Here is an 18617-nt window from a genome sequence, read left to right as displayed (position 1 = left end):
CCAATATATGAGAAAGGTTGTATTGACTATTTTGATTCTGATCAGTGGAGCAGCGATTTGGTATTTTTGGATAAAAAAATATGATTATGAGATCACATTTAGAGCCAATGCAGCCCCGGGTAGTGTATATCAACAAGTAAAGAGTCTGAAATCAAAAAAAGACTCAATAACTCCGGGATATGTAAGATTAATTGACACAATACTTTTTAAAAACGTAACACAGCTTACCAAAATAAAGGGAGAAGAAGTATTGTTGGATTGGACATTTACTAGTATACACGATACAATTAGTAACGTTACAGTAGGTATTGTAGCAAGAAATAATGTGATAAAACATCGTCTTGAGGTATTAACAGGTTCTTCATCAATAGTAAAAACAGTAAAAAAAGATATCATAGATTTTAGAAAAAGGCTTAAATATTATACAAATCGTTTTCAAGTTGTGATTCAAGGAGAAGAAAATAGCCCCGCCCTAGAGGGATTGATCATTTCTTCTGAAACAAAACGATACAAAAAAGCCAATGAAATGATGAGGTCTAATGCCTATCTTCACCCTAAATTATTAGAGTATAGAATTCAAAAAAAAGGATACCCTTTTGTAAAAATTAATCATTGGAACAAATCAACAGACAGTATTCAACTTTATTTTGGATTTCCTGCACAATATCAAGATTCATTACCAATAGAAACAGATATATCTTATAAGAAACTAGTATCACAAAAAAGTTTAAAAGCAACATATTATGGTAATTATAGAACCAGTGACGAGGCATGGTTTACTTTACTGGAATATGCACAGAAAAATAATATAAAAGTCAAACCAGAACCCCTCGAAATTTTCTACAATAATCCAATGCAAGGAGGAGACGAATTACAGTGGAAAGCAGAAATATTTTTACCTGTAGTACAGTGAAAAGTAATTTTATTGTGGAGAATATAAAACTACTGAATACAGTGAAATAGTACTGTATGCAAATCATTAATTTCGTAACTTAAAATATATTTAAGATATGATCTTTTTTATGGACTTCGATCTTCTGTTCTTAAAAAACGTAACATGAATGGGGCAGAGTGTTCTTTTTGCAAAAATAGAGATACCTTTATGGTCACTACTTTTGGGAAGTACTTTCATTTATTTTGGATTCCTCTTTTTCCTGTGTCAAGAACCTCGGTTGCAGAGTGTCAACACTGTAAAAGAACATTTCGAGAACGTGAGTTCACAAGTGAGATGTTGAGAGCATTGCAAAAACTAAATAAAAAGATACCGGTAAAACGTCCTTTGTGGCATAGTATAGGAGGGATATTAGCACTTGTTCCGATAGTACTTATTATCGGACTATTTCTTTTTTCATTAATTTATCATACGATCAATCCATCTGCGGCAAAAAAATTAACGAAGCATGAAGATGTAAGAAAAGAATGGATCGATAAAGATTTTAAGCAACTCGATACATCAATTACGTATCAAACAGATTCTATTAGTACTTATCTTAGTAATTGTATGTCTTACACTATTGAGTCTGATGTTGATATGGATAAGATTAGATATTATTCGAAAAGCAATAATAATAAGGTATTGGTTTTGTTAAAGATTAGAGATATCAAAAAGATCAAAGCTGGTTACCGTAAGGAATTTATAAAAGCGGTAGAAATTTGTTTGGATGAGTATACAAAGGCTACATTTGATGAGTATTTTATAGGAGTACAAGGCAAATACAATACAGTTTTGGTAAAAACACCTACTGATGCAGACCTAAAAGGAAGATTTGCGGATAAATATAAATTGATTACTTTTTATAATGATGAAGAAGTAGATCAAATCCCTATGTTGGATACTATACAATAATATAAACCTAATCATAATTCTCTTGTCAAAAAATTATTGTAGATATCATGTTCAATTCTTTACGAAAATAGCCGTGACCCCATCACTGTCTGAATATTCAAAAGAATTTTCAGAGCGTCTGATAAACTGATATTCAAAAAGAAATTGATCATATCCAGTAAAAACAGCAAATCGATATTCTCTTTGTGTATTCATGTTTTCTTCTATGTATTGGCCATAATTTTCTATAGATTCGGCTAGATCTACAACATTACCCTCTTCGATATCAAAAAATATTAGATCTTCCACAAATGTAATTTTTTGTATTTCCATAATGTTTGTTTCAATTATCCAAGTACCGTAAATCCATTCTGGAGGAGTAAAAGATATCACTGCGGAATAATCATCATCATGACAATCATCAAAGAAATAATCATAACAATCGTCATAATCATCATCATCGCAATCAATCTCACATGATGAGATAAAGAAACATAAACATAGAAATAAGATTTTGTATAAAGTATGATAAGGTATATACATGATATTGAAATTAAACTTTTGTAAAAAGTGTAATAATCTCAAAATAAAGAATTATAAGTATGTGTTAATACCCTGTTTTCAGTGAAAAATTGATAGTAATTTAGTTTCTATGTTCTTTATTTTCACTGTTTTCAGGGGGTTTTTATCTCAAAAAACACAGCAAATTTGTAAGTGTAAAATCATCAATACTTTATTAAAATGAAAAGCACTACATCTTTTTTAATTATACTATTATTATGTTTGGTTTCCTGTAAAGAAACAAATAAAGAACAAGCAGCTTTATATTTAGACAAGAATGAAGATCCTTTGCATGATACAGCACTTGTAAATAAATATAATGCCTATGTAGCAGTCTCTAATTATGTTTCTCCTGCAGCACAAGAAGCAGAGATCAAGTATGTAGAATGTGTGGATACAAAGACAGGGGTATTACGTGCAGGAATGACATTTTCACCTTTTTTGAATACCGATCGACCTTATGAACTACAGAAAATGGAAACTTATATTGTAAAAGGGCCAAAAATGGACGGGTTGGATAAAAGTGCCGCATTGTATCTTGAAGCATATCAAAATCTACATAAAGTTATTAGAGAGCTTATAGACTATTATGATATCAATGATCATGAAAAAGACAATTATGAAAAAGCTAAAAAACTCAATCCAACTGTACTAGAAGCATTTGAAAAATTTGCATCTGTTGATTCGTTGTTTAATGCACAAATAGAGATCATGGATAAAAATTTTATTAAACTTGAATTAGAATCTTATAAAACTAACGGGAAAGAGGTTTTATACGCACATACAATGCTTATAGAGCATATGAGAGAACATCTGCAATACACATCACAATACGATTATACGACAATGAACAAAATTAACTTTGAAGTATATGATAAAAAAACAGATACGATTGTGACTGCTTTTAAAATGTTTAATGATTTAGCTAAAAATGAAGAAATTTTAAAGAAAGAAGTAAGAAACCCACATTTCTTATCCATTTTTAATAGTAAAGTAGCAGACTATATCAAGATGAGTCAACAAATTTCTGAAGTAGGAAAGGATAAAAAAGAATTTGATCTTATCGTAAAAAGAGCTGGGAGAATGGGGAAACAATATGTAAAAGTATCTCCCGAAAAACTTTCAAAAGCCTTTGGTGAACTTATAAAAGAATCTAACAGGATGAAATAATGTAATAATAGACCTCCTTATGTAAGGATAAAATAAAATGGAGTTTTAAAATCGACCTACAACACCAAGTTGACCGGCACCAACCTTAAGACTCCATTTTATTTTATCTTTTTTATTATATGCGTAACGTTCGGTCTTTTTAAAGTAATTATCTATACCTTCAACAATAAAAACACTAATTGCAGCTCCTAATACTACATCTGTTAGCCAATGTGCTTCTTCCCATAAACGCGAAACAGGAGATAATAAACCTACTGCGTAAATCCCGCCTTTTATAAATGGATTTTTAAACTGTTTTCCTATAGCATATGCCGTAGTTACAGAGAGAATAGTATGACCAGAAGGAAAAGAGTGATATGCTGCATCTCCTCCAGAATAGAACCTAAAGCTAAATGCTCCTTCTCCTTCCAAAGGCCTGGCTCTGCCTACTAAGGTCTTACCTGCAGTTTGTAACAATCCTCCAGCCGTAGCAGAAGCGATTAATAATACTCCGGTTTTTCTTATTTTTTCATTTTTTGTAATGAGCCCTAAAGCATAAACACTAGTTGTTAATCCATAATTAACTAATGGTTTTCCAAATCTAAAAGCTACTTCTTTTACTCCGCTTGGGATATCTTCTCCCTGATCTGCAAAATATTGGTTAGCAGGCTCATCAAGTGCCAATAGCGTAGCCGTACCCGCCATTACTCCTGCAAAAGTAGCCCAGTCTTTTTGTTTCCATTTAAATGGTTGTGTGTAAGAATGCTTTACACCTTTATAAACAGACACCCCATCATATTTGATGGTTTGCCAGATCGTCATCTCTTTTGGAATAGAATCTGATTGTGAATAAAAAGAAATGGTAAAAAATGATAGTAGAATACTTACAAGTAGAGTTTTAGACTGCTTCATAATAAAAGTTAATCCTTATTTGTTACAAGCTTTAGCATACAAAACAAATGAATTTATATTAAAATAATAGCATTATTAGAATAATTTTATAGAATTAAATAAAATTGTAAGTGATACGATATCAATTATCAAGAAGCGAAAATCAAGAAATAATAGCTAGAATCACTTATCCATAAAAAGATTAATCATAAATTATTTTTATGATTATCATAATAAATATAAATTATTATATATAAAAAAGTCTTCTCATTTTTGCGGTGTATTTATGACCTAATAAACAAAAAAAGTTTAAACAACATGAAATTAGATACCGAAAAATCAGTAGATCAGTTAGGAAACACTAAAAAGAAAATTAAACTCGTAGAGGGTGTTTTTTCTCCAGTAGACGCAGCAGATGTTTTGCTATCACTTATCGCTGATAAGATAAGACATCATAACTGTCAAATCATTAGTGTTAAAGAAAGATTTAATGAAGACACCTCTCATTCAGAACAACGGGTTCTTGAATTAAAAGAAGAGAAGAACAAAATCAAAGATATTATTATCAAAGCTAGAGATGAGGGCTATGAGATTAAAATCAATGGTACTATAGAGATTGAATTAGTAAAATAAATAATAGCATATCATTTTTTTCTTACATTTTTTAACAGCTTGCCTTTATAATAAGGTACTAGTATTACCCTTTTATGGATTTACATTTATTGATTGATAATCTTACCAATCCCGCACTTTTATTTTTCTTTCTAGGAATTTTTGCAGTTCAATTAAAAAGTGACCTAGAAATTCCGGCAAATTCTTCAAAATTTATATCACTTTACCTATTACTCTCTATAGGGTTCAAAGGTGGTCAGGAGCTTGCTCACAGTGATTTTGATATGGAGATTGTATGGTCTCTTTTGTTTGGTATTGTACTTGCCTTGGTAGTACCATTTTACACTTATTTTATTTTAAGAAGAAAATTCAGTGTTCCAAACTCAGGTGCTATAGCTGCGGCCTATGGTTCTGTTAGTGCAGTAACCTTTGTAACTGCGATCTCTTTTTTAGAAATAGAAAAAATTGATTTTGGAGGTCATATGGTTGCGGTTATGGCGTTGATGGAAGCTCCTTCTATTATCATAGGAGTACTACTTATCTCTATTTACAACAAAGACGATCAGGATAAAATACAATTCTCTAGTGTGATTAAACATTCACTCACAAATGGTAGTGTATTACTTATTCTTGGTAGTTTGGTGATTGGTTTTATGGCAAATGATCAGCAAGCAGAAGGAATAAAGCCATTCACAACAGATATTTTTAAAGGATTTCTGGCGGTATTTCTTCTGGATATGGGGATTACCAGTGGTAAAAAACTTTCTTCATTTCTAAAAGAAGGTTGGTTTGCATTGTTATTTTCTATTGTTATTCCTGTAATTAATGGTTGTGCAGTAGCTATCATTAGTTCTAGTTTTACCAACAGTGTAGGTAATAGATTTTTGTTTGCAATATTAGCTGCCAGTGCATCATATATAGCGGTTCCTGCGGCGATGCGATTGGCAGCACCAAAAGCAAATCCCGGACTGTATATACCTATGGCACTAGCTATAACATTTCCTTTTAATATTACTTTGGGGATGCCGCTATATCTATATATTATCCAAAACTATGCTATTTAAGTATCATTTTAGTTTCAATCTGTATAGAGTGAGTCCAATTCTATCTATATAGATTGAAATTTCTGTTTAATGATATCATCTTTTTTGTTTTCGATATATTTTAAAAATTCATCTGCGACGAGAGAAAACTTTTTGTTCTTTAGCCAGATCAAATTCCAATGCGATTTAATAGGAAAACCTTTTACAGGGATAATCTGTAACTTACCGGTGTCAAGTTCGCTTCGTATTCCTATCAATGGCATAATAGAGTATCCTAATCCTGCTATTACTGCTTGTTTTACAGCTTCGTTAGAGGTAAGTTCCATATTTTTTCTTACCAATAGGTTTTTCTTATCGATAAACTGCTCCATAGTGTGCCTAGTACCAGATCCTTGTTCTCTATAAATAAGAGGAAGTTCTGTGAGGATAGAAGTATCATATTGCTTTTTTTTGAAAGCTTTTGTTGTATTCCCCACCAGGTATAATTGATTTTCCATCAATTGTATTTTATCTACTTTTATGTTTTTAGGAAGCACAGAAACCAAAGAAAAATCAACAGTATTTTCTTCTAGATTCTCTAAAACTCTGGCTTTGTTTGTGACATCAAGAACTAAATCAATGCCCTCATGTTGATTAATAAAATCAGATAAAAAATAAGGCATAACATATTTTCCGGTAGAAACGATTGAAATTTTTAAAACGCCCGATAATTGACCATTATAGGCCATTGTTTTATAATTGATTTCTTGTACTTCATGCAAGATTTTTTGTGCCGCAGAAACAATTTCTTTTCCAAAATCTGTAATATATAGTTTACGTCCTATTACCTCGGTAAGCGGAATCGGAAACTGATCCTGAAAGTTCTTTAATTGTATAGATACCGCAGGTTGCGTAAGATGTAATTCTTCTGACGCTTTTGTAATACTTTGTTTTTCTGCGATTTTTAAAAAAATCTGCAATTGATGCAATGTATAATTCATAAAAAAGATATGATGTAAATTGAAATAAATATAAAGAAAGTATAATGATGTAAAGGCATCTTATTTAGATTTTAAGAATGCTAATTTTTATACAGCACAGGGATTAATAGAACTATAGAAATAAACCTTCCTTCTTTCATTGTTCAGTTTAGAATGAAATGTAAGACTATCAATTCAATTTATTTTGTTCAATATTAAATATTATAAAGTATGAAAGACATAGAGATTTTACTTCAAAACAAGCCGGGACAATTGGCACTTATGGGCAAAGTATTAGGAGAAAATAAAATTAGTCTAGAAGGAGGTGGAGTTTTTGAGAATGGAAAACATTCAATAGCTCATTTCTTAGTAAAAGAAGCTGACAAAGCAAAAACAGAACTAGAAAAAGTCGGAATAAAAAATATGAAAATTAATGATGTAATTATTCAAAAACTTAGACAAGATATCCCAGGGCAATTGGGCATGTTTTGTAGTGAACTTGCAGATGCCAATGTTAATATTCTAACGCAGTATAGTGACCATTCAAATCAATTAATCATGGTTGTAGATGATTATAATAAAGGGAAAGAAATTTCAAAAGAATGGATGAAAAAATGGTGGGATAGTGATGACTATATTATATAAATAAAGAACCTTGAAGCAAGCTCGCGAGGCATTCAAAGAGAAATGACTTTTAATTTCGGGGCAATCCTCGGAGCATTTAAATCTCGATTATCGAGTAAAGTAGGTTTTTTATGGTTGTAACTGATAATCAAACACTATGTAAAAGATGAAAAAAGAACATCATTATACTACAACAATACAATGGACAGGTAACAGAGGGAAAGGAACCTTTGGTTATAGAAGTTTTAAGAGAAATTATACAATATCTATTGCTAATAAACCTGATATTTTAGGTTCGTCTGATCCGGCTTATAGAGGTGATAAAACCAAACATAACCCAGAAGAACTATTAGTAGCATCCCTATCATCCTGCCATATGTTATGGTATTTGCATTTATGTTCAGAGTCTAAAATAGTTGTAACTCAATATCAAGACAGCGCTACAGGGACTATGATTGAAAATAACAATGGTAGTGGCTGTTTTTCTACAATATACCTTAATCCAATCGTAGTAGTCGCAAATACAGCTATGATAGAAAAAGCTATAGAATTGCATAACAAAGCAAATGATTTGTGTTTTATTGCAAACTCTGTTAATTTCAAAATACTACATAACCCTAAGTGTTTGGTAGAAGAAGATTCAAAATTATAAGAGATACTTCTATACCAAAATTGATTACATTTATATTAAATACATAGAAGATTATACTAATGTGTAGATATAAAGTAAGAGCTAATGGAGAGAAAAGTAACAATCAAGCAAGCACAAAGACATGAAATAGATTGGGTAAATGCTAAATATGGAGAAGTTGATTTTGTAAACTCTACTTATGATAACGAATTTATTGTAATAGCCAATGTCGAAGATGAAAATGCCGGATTAGGAAGGCTAGTAAAGATAGATGATACAAATATAGAACTTGGCGGGATTTATACTTTTTCGAATTTTAGAGGCTTGGGAGTTGCAGCGCATATTGTAAGTGGTTTAATCGACAAAAACCCGTTTGAGCAATCTACTATTTGGTGTTTGCCTTTTGAAAATTTGTTGAATTTTTATACCAGATTTGGGTTTGAAATGTATCAAAACGGAACAATTCCTGAATCTATAGAAAAGAAATTAAAGTGGTGTAATACGAATGATATGTATGATAAAAAAGTGATGTTATTATGCAAAAATAGTATATAACTGATTTACGATATTACTTTTTTATAATGAAGTCTTCAGAAATAGAATTAAACATTACAATTTAGGATTTATAGTGGTATCCGATTTTTATTTACTTATTAGAAGTTTACTCTTCATAGAGTTTATACGAATAAAATAATTGAACCTAATTAAGGTTCAATTATTCATACATCAAGAATCAAAATAAGGTTATTTTATAAAGGATATTTTTGTCCTTTATAAGAATATTACGTAGTTTTGTTACAAACTTTGTAGTATGTTTTCAAAATCTTGTGAATACGGTCTTCGTGCAATAATTTTTATTGCTCAACAAACTTCTAAAAATAATAAGGTGAGTTTGAATACTATTTCCAAAGAAATAGATTCTCCACAAGCCTTTACTGCAAAAGTTTTACAGCAACTTACTAAAAATAATTTAGTAAAATCAATTAAGGGACCTTATGGAGGATTTATAATAGAAGAAGAGAAAATGAATACAAAACTTAGTGAGGTTATAAGGGTACTTGATGGAGATGCTATTTATACGGGATGCGGTTTGGGATTAAAACAATGTGATGCGAATTCTCCTTGTCCCTTGCATCATAGATTTGTCGAGATAAGAAATGACCTCCGAAATATGTTAGAGAGTACATCATTACAAATTTTAGCAAATGATCTAAATGGAGATTTAACAATATTGAAACGATAAAAAAATTTAATTTAAAAAAGGATAAAAAGATCCTTTAATCTTTTATGAAAAATATTAAAGAGCATACTGTTACAGGTTTCACCTTTATTTGGATAGGTTTCATTGGTGCTATAAGTTTTATGGAGGCCTGGTTGAAATTTCAAGCCCCAGGTGTGACCAAAGAGATAGGACTAGGTATAGGTCAATTAGTATTTGGAACGTTGAATAAAGTTGAAATTACCTTTAGCATTCTGATACTATTAGGAGTTCTTTTCTCAAGAAACCTTCGAAAAGATAAAACACTTCTCATTCTTCTTTTAGTCCCTCTCGCCATTTTGATGATACAAACTTTGGGATTGTTACCAGCTCTAGATCATCGAGCCAATTTAATCATTGAAGGTACAGAAGTTCCTAAAAGCCGTTTGCATTTGTGGTATGTTATACTAGAAGTAGCAAAAGTGAGTGCCTTAATTATTTACGGAATAAAACTTTTTAAAATAAATACAAATGAAAATATGTAAAGAAACTTTAGTAAGTGATATCGTAGCCGAAGACTATAAGTACGCTACTATTTTTAAGAATCATCAAATAGATTTTTGTTGTAATGGAAACCGTACCATAGCTGAGGTTTGTCAAAATAATGATTTAATTATCGAGCAACTTATTGAAGAATTAAATATTGATACCGAATTGAAAAAAGATGTCAATGATTATCAATCTTGGGATATTGGCTTCTTATCAGATTATATATATAACAATCATCATAAATATGTAGAAAATAAAATACCGGAGATTAAACAATATTTAGATAAGCTATGCAAAGTCCATGGGCAAAACCATCCTGAATTATTCAAGATTAGAGAGCTTTTTACAGATAGTGCGGATGAACTTACTAAACATATGAAAAAGGAAGAATTGATTCTTTTTCCATATTTCAAAAAACTGGTTAAAGCAAAGAAAGGAAATAAGGTGGATGTTTCTATATCGTTCAACTCTGTTGAAAACCCAATTGCCATGATGCATGAGGAACATGATAATGAAGGACATCGTTTCAGAATAATTTCAAGTATAAGTAATAATTATACTCCACCAGAAGATGCCTGTACAACTTATAAAGTTGCGTTCTCGATGTTACAAGAGTTTGAAGAAGATTTACACAAACATATTCACCTGGAAAATAATATTCTTTTCCGAAAAGCAATAGAAACAGAAAATAGCCTAAAATAAATAAAATGAAGAAAGTTTGGATCGGATTTATAAGCGTAGTAATACTATCGTTTATAGCTTTAATATGGGTGGGAACAGAAATTTATCAGACACAACCACCTATTCCTGATAAAGTAATAGTAAAAGAAACTCAGGAAGTAGTATTAACCAAAAAAGATATTCAAGAAGGGCAAAATGTTTGGGAATCTATTGGAGGAATGGAAGTTGGTTCTATATGGGGACACGGGAGTTATGTGGCACCGGATTGGACCGCAGATTGGATTCATAAAGAAGCTGTATTCATGCTAGATGCATGGGCCGAAAAAGAATTTCAAGAAGAATATGAAAATTTGGATGTTGAGAAAAAAGCAGTTTTAAAAGCAAGATTGATTAAAGATATTAAAACTAATACATTTAATACAACAGATAATAGTGTAACAATATCTCTTGCCAAATACAATGCACTCAAGAGCAATGCATCTTATTATTCATCAATTTTTTCTCAAGGTCATGAACAATATGCTATTCCTAAGGGAGCTTTGGTCGATGTTCAAAAATTAAATCAATTGAATGCCTTTTTGTTCTGGACATCATGGGCTGCTAGTACCAATCGACCAAATAAAGAGTATACATATACTTCTAATTGGCCTTATGAACCTCTAATAGATAATACAATTACACCGGATTCTCAGATATGGTCGGGATTTTCAATAATATTACTCTTACTGTTTATAGGTATACTTGTGTATTACTATATAAGAAATCATGAAAAAGGAGAAGCTCTTGTACATCCAGAAAAAGATCCTTTGAAAGACATAATACTTGTAAAATCTCAAAAAGCAGTATTGAAATATTTTATAATAGTCTCATTGCTAATCGGATTACAAATCATTTTGGGTATACTAACCGTGCATTATACCGTAGAAGGTCAGGCCTTTTTTGGTTTTGATTTAGCAAGTTTTTTACCGTATTCAATTACAAGAACCTGGCATACCCAATTAGCCGTATTTTGGATTGCAGCAACTTGGTTAGCTACGGGCTTATTTCTAGCTCCTATGATAAGTGGTAAAGAGATGAAATATCAGGTTTTTGGAATTAACTTTCTTTTTGTCGCTTTACTCATTATAGTATTAGGATCTATGCTAGGTGAATGGTTGGGAGTACACCAATTTCTTGATTTGACTACTAATTTTTTCTTTGGTCACCAAGGGTATGAGTATATGGATTTGGGTAGGTTTTGGCAAATATTTCTAGGTATTGGTTTAGTATTATGGGTAGTTATGGTTGGAAGACATATACTATATGGGATCAAAAAAAATGATGATGCCAAACATTTATTAATCATATTACTCATATCTGTAATGGCCATAGGTATGTTCTTCTTTTCAGGTTTGATGTATGGAGAAAATAGTAGTTTACCGGTTATTAATTACTGGAGGTGGTGGTTGGTACATTTATGGGTAGAAGGTTTTTTCGAAGTTTTTGCTACAGTGATCATTGCATTTATATTCTTAAGAATGAAAGTGCTTTCGGCAAAAACCGCAGGTAAAGCTTCTATTGCATCAGCGACTATATTTTTAGCAGGGGGGATTATTGGTACACTTCATCATTTGTATTATTCTGGAACCCCGGTGCAAGCTATCGCGCTTGGAGCTACTTTTAGTGCTTTAGAAGTAGTACCGCTAACTTTAATGGGATTTGAAATTCGAGAGAATTGGAATTTATTAAAATCAAACCTGTGGATGCAAAAATACAAATGGCCTATATTCTTCTTTATCGCGGTAGCTTTTTGGAATATGGTAGGAGCAGGAGTATTTGGTTTTTTAATAAACCCACCTATAGCTCTATACTATATTCAAGGATTAAATACTACGTCTGTGCATGCCCATACTGCTTTATTTGGCGTATATGGCATGCTGGGAATGGGTTTTATCATTATTTGCCTTCGACTTTATTCAAATAGAGTTTGGGATTCTCCAAAATTGAAAAGAGCATTTTGGTTCTTGAATATTGGCTTAATAGCAATGGTTGCTCTAAGCTTGCTGCCAGTAGGGGTAATACAAGCTTATACTTCGATCACAAAAGGATACTCCTTTGCTAGGGATGCAGAGTTATTGTATTCACCTACTGTACAAACTCTCAAATGGCTTCGCATTATCGGTGATATTCTATTTTCTATAGGAATATTCTATTTCTGCTGGTTTGCAATACAAGAAACCTTGTACTGTTTTAGGAAAAAAGGAAAAACTACTCAGGAGTCAGATTATACTGCTAAAACCTATAAGGCTATGTCGTAAATAAATTAAAAAATGAAAGAAATAAATAATAGAGCTGATGTCTTCTTATTAGTGTCAAGCTTTTATAAAGCTATACGTAAAGATGCGGTATTAGGCCCAATCTTCAATAATCATATTTCAGAAAAACAATGGTCTCTACATATAGAAAAACTAACAGACTTTTGGATGACCACTTTGTTTGGAAAAGCTTGTTTCAAAGGGAATCCAGGAAAAGCTCATAAAAAAGTAGATCAAAATCTTAATCATACCATTGATCAAGTTCATTTTGGAATATGGTTACAGCTTTGGTTTAAGACCATTGATAGTTTTTTTGAAGGAAACATAGCACAAAGAGCAAAAGACGCAGCTCGTAGAATGGCAACAGGTCAGTATTTAATGATTTGGAAGAATAGACCTCAGAATCAAATAGAAATTAATAATAAAAACCAAAAGCCAATTTAAGAAAACTAATCAGGTAGGCTTTTTAAAAGATAAGTATCATGAAAATTTATCAACGTTCTTTAGAAGAGTATAAAAAAGGAATTATTGGTTATTCACCTATCGCTATCATAGGACAAAGTTGTTTAGGATCTGCTGCAGCTATGTATATTTTAGCTAATGGGAACTCAATATTACAAATGATTCAGTTATTCATAGTTACAATCTTATGTATGTTTTACAATGGTGCAATTTTATCTCAACAAAAACCAAAGTTGAGTTTTGATTTGCTTATAGCAAGCATTGTCGTAAGCATTATTGTAGTCGCTATTAATAACATTATCTAACTCATTTTTAGGAGAGGTAATTATAATAAAAAAGCCCAAACAATTTGTTTGGGCTTCAAGAATAAAATCAATTTTTTGAATATAAGACTTTAGCAGTATTCATCAAATATTAAAATACTTACTAAAACTTATTTTTTTGATTCTACTCAATCTTTACAGGGGTAAAAAATTTTATCAGTTATTTTTTTTGCCAATGGTAAAATAATGAGTACTGAAAAATAAGCAATTGGTACCATGATTATCCAAGATTTTAAAAAACCATAAATCCAATGTTCTACAAATCCGTCATTCAACCATAATCCAACCAAGGCCATTATTATAGTCATGGGGAGAACAATAAACAAGGTATTGACGTACGTGTAGTATTTCATTTTAAAATTTACCATTGTTGTTTTTTCTATCTTCGACAGGTGGAATCTCTTCTATCACGTCCCAATGCTCAACAATTTTATCGTTTTCAATACGATACAAGTCATAAAATGAAGAATGTTTTCCTTGAAAATTGCCTTCACTCAAAATCAAAACAAAATTGCCTTCACCCAAAACTTTATGAACTCGGGTATATTCCATAGGAGTTCCCTGATTTTTCCATTCGTTCATGACATTAAAAAATTCTGACACACCATCTCCCATATGTGGGTTGTGCTGAATTAACATGTCGTCCTCAAAAAAATCTGTAACTATGCTTACATTATTGTTTATTAAGACTTCTTCAACAAACCTTTTGACGATCAACTTATTGGTTTCTGTTTTATGATGGTCTATAGCTTTGGTTTTTCCATCTACCATTGTACGACCACTTTTATTTACTTTTTTGGGATTAGTCTGTAGATTGTCCCAATGCTCAACGCTCTTTCCATTTTCAAAACGATGAATATCAAAAGCAACTGTTGGCTCGAATAAAAAATAATCTACATGTACAAAACCAATATCTCCATCCTGAAATGCTCGCACTACATTAACATAAACTTTGTCCATAGGCATAGTTTCATGTAAAGCAACGATAGCATCAAAACCATCACTCACATTAATATTATGTTGCTTGTATTGTTTTGTATTAATAAATCCTATTTCTTCTAAAGTTTCAGTTTCTATACTGTTTTGAATAGCAGCCGTTCTTTCCTTAATCGAAATTTCCATTTTTTTAATTTTAGATTTACAATACAAATGTATAAGCATATGTACATGGGTGCAATTACGGTAAAAATATTCTAGTACTGATAATTTTATCTATATGTATGTTTTATAACATAAGAACATTTTTGTACCTATAAAAAAACTATATTTGTGTGGTTTTAAATGATAAAAGATGTACGAGAAAAAGATACCAAAGAACTTTGATTGTGGAATAAGTATTACGGTCGAAGTTATCGGTGGGAAATGGAAACCCTGTCTTATTGATTCTATTAATAACGAAATCAGAAGGCCTAGTGAATTACAAAGACGTCATCCTGAAGCTAGCAGAAGAGTCCTTAATCTACAATTAAAAGAATTAGAAGAACACGGTGTTGTAAAAAAGGTTATCTACCCGGTATTGCCTCCAAAAGTAGAGTATTTTTTAACTGATTTTGGGAAGTCATTGATTCCTGTAATTGAAACTATGACGAAATGGGGAGATGCTAACAGAACTTTTTTTATAAAAAAACAAGAAGAAAAAAAGAAATTGTCTTCTGAGATGTAGGAATTAAAAGAGAACTATAAATAAAGTTGTTTTTTTGATGATAAAGGTTCATTACTTTAAGTTATTTTAATTTCGAAATGAATATTTAGAACAATGAAAAATGAAAACCCTGAAACAAAATCATTATATGAATTATATATTCATTTAGGGTTACCCGTAGATATGATTCAAGCCAAAGAAGGGTTTGCTATTCTTAATCTAAAAGCAATAAATTTTAAACTTCCTTATGAATCATTATCATTTCGACCGGATTATTTTTCATTTCTATTTGTAAAAGAAGGCATAGGGAAATATACTATCGATGATACTTCTTTTGAAGTTCAACCCCATTCTATCTACTTTACTAATCCAAGTAATTACCGAACATTCAGTTGGGAAAAAATTGAAGAAGTATATCTTATTACTTTTGATGAAACATTCTTAAAACAATATATACGTCAGGATATTTATTCTGAATTTCCTTTTTTACTTACAGAGATAATTAGTCCAAAAATTGCGAGTGATCAATTTTATAATGAAACTGAAAATATTTATTTACAAATTCATAAAGAGTATACTGAACAATCTCTTGATAAATATCAAATTATCGGTCACCTTTTAGCAATCTTACTTTACAAAATCAAAGCGTACTTTTGGGAAGATTACAATCCAATTTATGAAGGAAACAGAAGTTCACAAATCGTTAAATCATTTAAAAAGTCGTTAGAAAAACACTATCGTGATTTAATTGAAAGAAAAACAGAACAGGTATTTAGAATTCAGGATTATGCAGATACGCAAAACCTACATCCTAACTATTTAGGTAATATTGTAAAGACCAAAACTGGAAAATCTATTAGTACTTGGATTGCTGATAAAACTATTGTAGAAGCCAAATCTTTATTACAAAATTCATCTATGCCTATTAAAGAAATAGCGTATGTATTAGGGTTTTCTGAAACTGCACATTTTAGTAATTATTTCAAAAAACATGTAAACATTTCTCCTATTCAATATAGAAAGGAGCAAAATAATCTATAATGGAATTTTCTCTTTCCTTATTTATATTTAAAATATGCAAATGATGCTTTAGAATTTGCAACATACAAGATTGCTTACCACACTACTTTTGTTCAATAAACATTTAGTATCATTTAAAAAATATAAAACAATGAGTGATGTATTAGGAAAAGTAGCCCTTGTAACAGGCGCATCAAGAGGAATCGGAGCAGAAGTAGCAATTTGTCTTGCAAGAGCAGGAGCAAAAGTGATTGTCAATTACTCAGGGAGTAAACAAGCAGCCAAAGCGGTTGTAGAACAGATTAAAATTATTGGTAGAGATGCTATAGCTTTGCAAGCTGATGTAAGTAGTACAATAGATGTAAAAAAACTTTTTGATGCTGCTATCGAGCATTACGGAAAAGTTGACATTTTGGTTAATAACGCCGGTATTATGATAAATACGCTTATTAAAGATACCACAGATGAGGATTTTGACAAACAATTAAATGTAAATATAAAAGGCGTGTTTAATACGCTTCGCGAAGCAGCCACACGATTAGCAGAAAATGGAAGTATAATCAATTTTTCAACCTCTGTTAATAGAATTATGTTGCCTACTTATGGGCCTTATGTAGCTACAAAAGCTGCTGTCGAGCAGTTGACACGAGTTTTTGCAAAAGAAGTTGGGTATAGAGGTATTAATGTAAATTCAATTTCCCCAGGCCCCACAAATACAGAATTGTTTACCTCAGGAAAACCAGAAACTGTGATCAATAAATTAGCTTCTTTATCAGCGTTTAGCCGCATTGGAGAACCAGAGGATATTGCAAAGATAGTAGTGTTTCTGGCAAGTGATGAAGCCAAATGGATTTCTGCTCAAAATATAGGAGCCAACGGAGCAATGGCATAGCAATTTCACTCATTTAATCATTGAATATTATGAAAACATTTTTAACAGCCCTTATTATGGGGCTATGCGGAGCATTGGCTGTGTTTATCTCATTCTCTTTAGAATGGCCTACCTGGGCTATGTTTCTTGCTTGGGTAAGTTATTATTTGTTTGGGAAATCTATCAAAGCATATATTCCTAGTTTTTTACAGATACTTATGGGTATAGTAATGGGAGTACTTATTAGATCTATAGCCGGTTTGCTTGTTCCCATATTAGGAACTTTTGGGTTTCCATCAACAGTTTTTGTGCTTATTGGTTCTTTGGCATATTTATCAAAAATCAAAGGTTTAAATAATATCCCTGCTTGGTTTCTTGGGTTGATCATCTTTTTTGGAGTTCACCCTGAGTTAAAACCAATACCAATACTCCAATTGTTGATTCCTATCATGGTAGGAGTGGTTTTTGCGGTAATCAATGATACGGGACTTAAATATGTGAACAAGAAATTTCAAAATAAAAAAGAATGAATACATTACAAAATAAAACAGCCTTGATAACAGGCTCTGCAAGAGGTTTGGGCAAAGCAATAGCAGAACGATATGCCGCTCTTGGAGCCAATATTGTTATCAATTATTCAAAAGATAAAATATCAGCAGAAGAGACTTTGTCAAGTATTGAAGCGATGGGATGCAAAGCTGTAGCAATACAAGCCGATGTAAGTAAACCGCTAGATATTAATCGTTTATTTGATGAGGCAAAGAAAGTATTTGGTAAAATTGATATTGTGGTAGCCAACGCAGGAATAGAGATGGTCGAGACTCCTGTTATTGAATTTACAGAAGAACAATTTGACACGTTATTTTCTATAAATACAAAAGGAGCGTATTTCACCATGCAACAAGCTGCTAAAAATATTGAAAACAATGGGCGAATCATCTACATAGCATCAAGTACAACTGCTTTCCCTGTTCCAGGAATGGCAATCTATGGAGGAAGCAAAACTACACCAAGATATATGGTAGATGTACTTGCAAAAGAAATTGGATATCGTGGTATTACTGTAAACTCTATTATTCCTTTTGCAGTTGATCATGCGGGTATATTTGCAGATCCCGAAGCATATTCTGAATTGAGAAAATCATTAATCGATAGCTGCCCGATGAGAAGGCTGGCCGAAGTTGAGGATGTCGCAAATGCGGCAGAATTTTTTGCCAGTGATTTATCATCTTTTGTGAACGGACAACACCTGCTTGTCAATGGAGGGGCCAATCAATAAATA

Annotated in this window: 24 protein-coding genes; 19 read left to right on the top strand and 5 right to left on the bottom strand. The window is 31.6% G+C overall.

Going from position 1 to position 18617, the window contains the following annotated elements; genetic code table 11:
* Positions 1-7: 7 nt before the first annotated feature.
* Complete coding sequence (locus FHK87_RS06470) at positions 8-913, top strand: hypothetical protein (RefSeq protein WP_140591716.1); 906 nt, start codon at positions 8-10, stop codon at positions 911-913.
* Between the two features lie 144 nt (positions 914-1057).
* Positions 1058-1846 (top strand): zinc-ribbon domain-containing protein, encoded by a 789-nt coding sequence (locus FHK87_RS06465; protein WP_140591713.1) that lies wholly within the window; start codon positions 1058-1060, stop codon positions 1844-1846.
* A 51-nt stretch (positions 1847-1897) separates the two neighbouring features.
* Here FHK87_RS06465 and FHK87_RS06460 read toward each other — a convergent pair whose 3' ends face one another.
* On the bottom strand, positions 1898-2368 hold the full coding sequence (locus tag FHK87_RS06460) for a hypothetical protein (RefSeq protein ID WP_140591711.1): 471 nt from the start codon (positions 2366-2368) through the stop codon (positions 1898-1900).
* Between the two features lie 198 nt (positions 2369-2566).
* Between FHK87_RS06460 and FHK87_RS06455 the strand changes: the two genes are divergently transcribed.
* Positions 2567-3556, top strand: coding sequence for a DUF3829 domain-containing protein (locus FHK87_RS06455; RefSeq protein WP_140591709.1), 990 nt, complete (start codon positions 2567-2569; stop codon positions 3554-3556).
* A gap of 45 nt (positions 3557-3601) precedes the next feature.
* Here the strand turns inward: FHK87_RS06455 and FHK87_RS06450 are convergent, their stop codons facing one another.
* The gene (locus FHK87_RS06450; protein ID WP_140591706.1) at positions 3602-4447 is read right to left on the bottom strand and encodes a phosphatase PAP2 family protein; all 846 of its coding nucleotides are present in this window, start codon (positions 4445-4447) and stop codon (positions 3602-3604) included.
* 297 nt (positions 4448-4744) lie between these two features.
* Between FHK87_RS06450 and FHK87_RS06445 the strand changes: the two genes are divergently transcribed.
* Both FHK87_RS06445 and FHK87_RS06440 read left to right on the top strand, forming a co-directional pair.
* Positions 4745-5059, top strand: coding sequence for a hypothetical protein (locus FHK87_RS06445; RefSeq protein ID WP_140591703.1), 315 nt, complete (start codon positions 4745-4747; stop codon positions 5057-5059).
* 74 nt (positions 5060-5133) lie between these two features.
* Positions 5134-6102: a sodium-dependent bicarbonate transport family permease gene (locus FHK87_RS06440; protein WP_140591700.1), complete on the top strand. Its 969-nt coding sequence runs from the start codon at positions 5134-5136 to the stop codon at positions 6100-6102.
* Between the two features lie 44 nt (positions 6103-6146).
* Here the strand turns inward: FHK87_RS06440 and FHK87_RS06435 are convergent, their stop codons facing one another.
* Positions 6147-7061 carry a LysR family transcriptional regulator gene (locus FHK87_RS06435; protein ID WP_140591697.1) on the bottom strand — a complete coding sequence of 305 codons (915 nt, stop codon included), beginning with the start codon at positions 7059-7061 and terminating at the stop codon, positions 6147-6149.
* A gap of 210 nt (positions 7062-7271) precedes the next feature.
* Between FHK87_RS06435 and FHK87_RS06430 the strand changes: the two genes are divergently transcribed.
* From FHK87_RS06430 to FHK87_RS06390, 9 genes are all read left to right on the top strand, one after another.
* A complete protein-coding gene (locus tag FHK87_RS06430; protein ID WP_140591694.1) occupies positions 7272-7685 on the top strand; it encodes an amino acid-binding ACT domain-containing protein in 414 nt (137 codons plus the stop codon).
* A gap of 145 nt (positions 7686-7830) precedes the next feature.
* Complete coding sequence (locus FHK87_RS06425) at positions 7831-8316, top strand: OsmC family protein (protein WP_140591690.1); 486 nt, start codon at positions 7831-7833, stop codon at positions 8314-8316.
* Between the two features lie 84 nt (positions 8317-8400).
* The gene (locus FHK87_RS06420; protein ID WP_140591687.1) at positions 8401-8850 is read left to right on the top strand and encodes a GNAT family N-acetyltransferase; all 450 of its coding nucleotides are present in this window, start codon (positions 8401-8403) and stop codon (positions 8848-8850) included.
* A 256-nt stretch (positions 8851-9106) separates the two neighbouring features.
* Positions 9107-9538, top strand: coding sequence for an RrF2 family transcriptional regulator (locus FHK87_RS06415; RefSeq protein ID WP_140591684.1), 432 nt, complete (start codon positions 9107-9109; stop codon positions 9536-9538).
* A gap of 44 nt (positions 9539-9582) precedes the next feature.
* Positions 9583-10038, top strand: a complete 456-nt coding sequence (locus FHK87_RS06410) for a hypothetical protein (protein ID WP_140591681.1) — start codon at positions 9583-9585, stop codon at positions 10036-10038.
* Positions 10025-10744, top strand: a complete 720-nt coding sequence (gene ric, locus FHK87_RS06405) for an iron-sulfur cluster repair di-iron protein (RefSeq protein ID WP_140591678.1) — start codon at positions 10025-10027, stop codon at positions 10742-10744. Before FHK87_RS06410 ends, ric begins: the two co-directional genes overlap by 14 nt.
* Before the next feature lie 5 nt (positions 10745-10749).
* A complete protein-coding gene (locus tag FHK87_RS06400) occupies positions 10750-13020 on the top strand; it encodes a nitric-oxide reductase large subunit (protein ID WP_140591675.1) in 2271 nt (756 codons plus the stop codon).
* Between the two features lie 12 nt (positions 13021-13032).
* On the top strand, positions 13033-13461 hold the full coding sequence (locus tag FHK87_RS06395; protein WP_140591672.1) for a group III truncated hemoglobin: 429 nt from the start codon (positions 13033-13035) through the stop codon (positions 13459-13461).
* Between the two features lie 38 nt (positions 13462-13499).
* A complete protein-coding gene (locus FHK87_RS06390) occupies positions 13500-13784 on the top strand; it encodes a hypothetical protein (protein ID WP_140591669.1) in 285 nt (94 codons plus the stop codon).
* 146 nt (positions 13785-13930) lie between these two features.
* On the opposite strand, the gene FHK87_RS06385 is transcribed toward FHK87_RS06390, so the two are convergent.
* Together FHK87_RS06385 and FHK87_RS06380 are read right to left on the bottom strand one after the other, a co-directional pair.
* Entirely contained in the window at positions 13931-14155 is a 225-nt protein-coding gene (locus FHK87_RS06385) for a DUF2798 domain-containing protein (RefSeq protein WP_262711244.1), read from the bottom strand.
* A gap of 1 nt (position 14156) precedes the next feature.
* Positions 14157-14924 carry a nuclear transport factor 2 family protein gene (locus tag FHK87_RS06380; RefSeq protein ID WP_140591663.1) on the bottom strand — a complete coding sequence of 256 codons (768 nt, stop codon included), beginning with the start codon at positions 14922-14924 and terminating at the stop codon, positions 14157-14159.
* 169 nt (positions 14925-15093) lie between these two features.
* Here FHK87_RS06380 and FHK87_RS06375 point away from each other — a divergent pair, with 169 nt between their 5' ends.
* The 5 genes from FHK87_RS06375 to FHK87_RS06355 all read left to right on the top strand — a co-directional run bounded on the left by FHK87_RS06375 (position 15094) and on the right by FHK87_RS06355 (position 18614).
* Entirely contained in the window at positions 15094-15465 is a 372-nt protein-coding gene (locus FHK87_RS06375; protein ID WP_140591658.1) for a winged helix-turn-helix transcriptional regulator, read from the top strand.
* A gap of 93 nt (positions 15466-15558) precedes the next feature.
* Entirely contained in the window at positions 15559-16485 is a 927-nt protein-coding gene (locus FHK87_RS06370; RefSeq protein WP_140591653.1) for a helix-turn-helix domain-containing protein, read from the top strand.
* Between the two features lie 130 nt (positions 16486-16615).
* The gene (locus tag FHK87_RS06365; protein ID WP_140591649.1) at positions 16616-17356 is read left to right on the top strand and encodes an SDR family oxidoreductase; all 741 of its coding nucleotides are present in this window, start codon (positions 16616-16618) and stop codon (positions 17354-17356) included.
* Between the two features lie 29 nt (positions 17357-17385).
* Positions 17386-17865 carry a DUF1097 domain-containing protein gene (locus tag FHK87_RS06360; protein ID WP_140591645.1) on the top strand — a complete coding sequence of 160 codons (480 nt, stop codon included), beginning with the start codon at positions 17386-17388 and terminating at the stop codon, positions 17863-17865.
* A complete protein-coding gene (locus FHK87_RS06355; protein WP_140591642.1) occupies positions 17862-18614 on the top strand; it encodes an SDR family oxidoreductase in 753 nt (250 codons plus the stop codon). Before FHK87_RS06360 ends, FHK87_RS06355 begins: the two co-directional genes overlap by 4 nt.
* The last annotated feature ends 3 nt before the right edge of the window (positions 18615-18617 follow it).

The sequence above is a fragment of the Aquimarina algicola genome (genome assembly GCF_006443095.1).
GTDB classification, from domain to species: domain Bacteria; phylum Bacteroidota; class Bacteroidia; order Flavobacteriales; family Flavobacteriaceae; genus Aquimarina; species Aquimarina algicola.
This window is presented reverse-complemented; position numbering and strand designations above follow the sequence as displayed.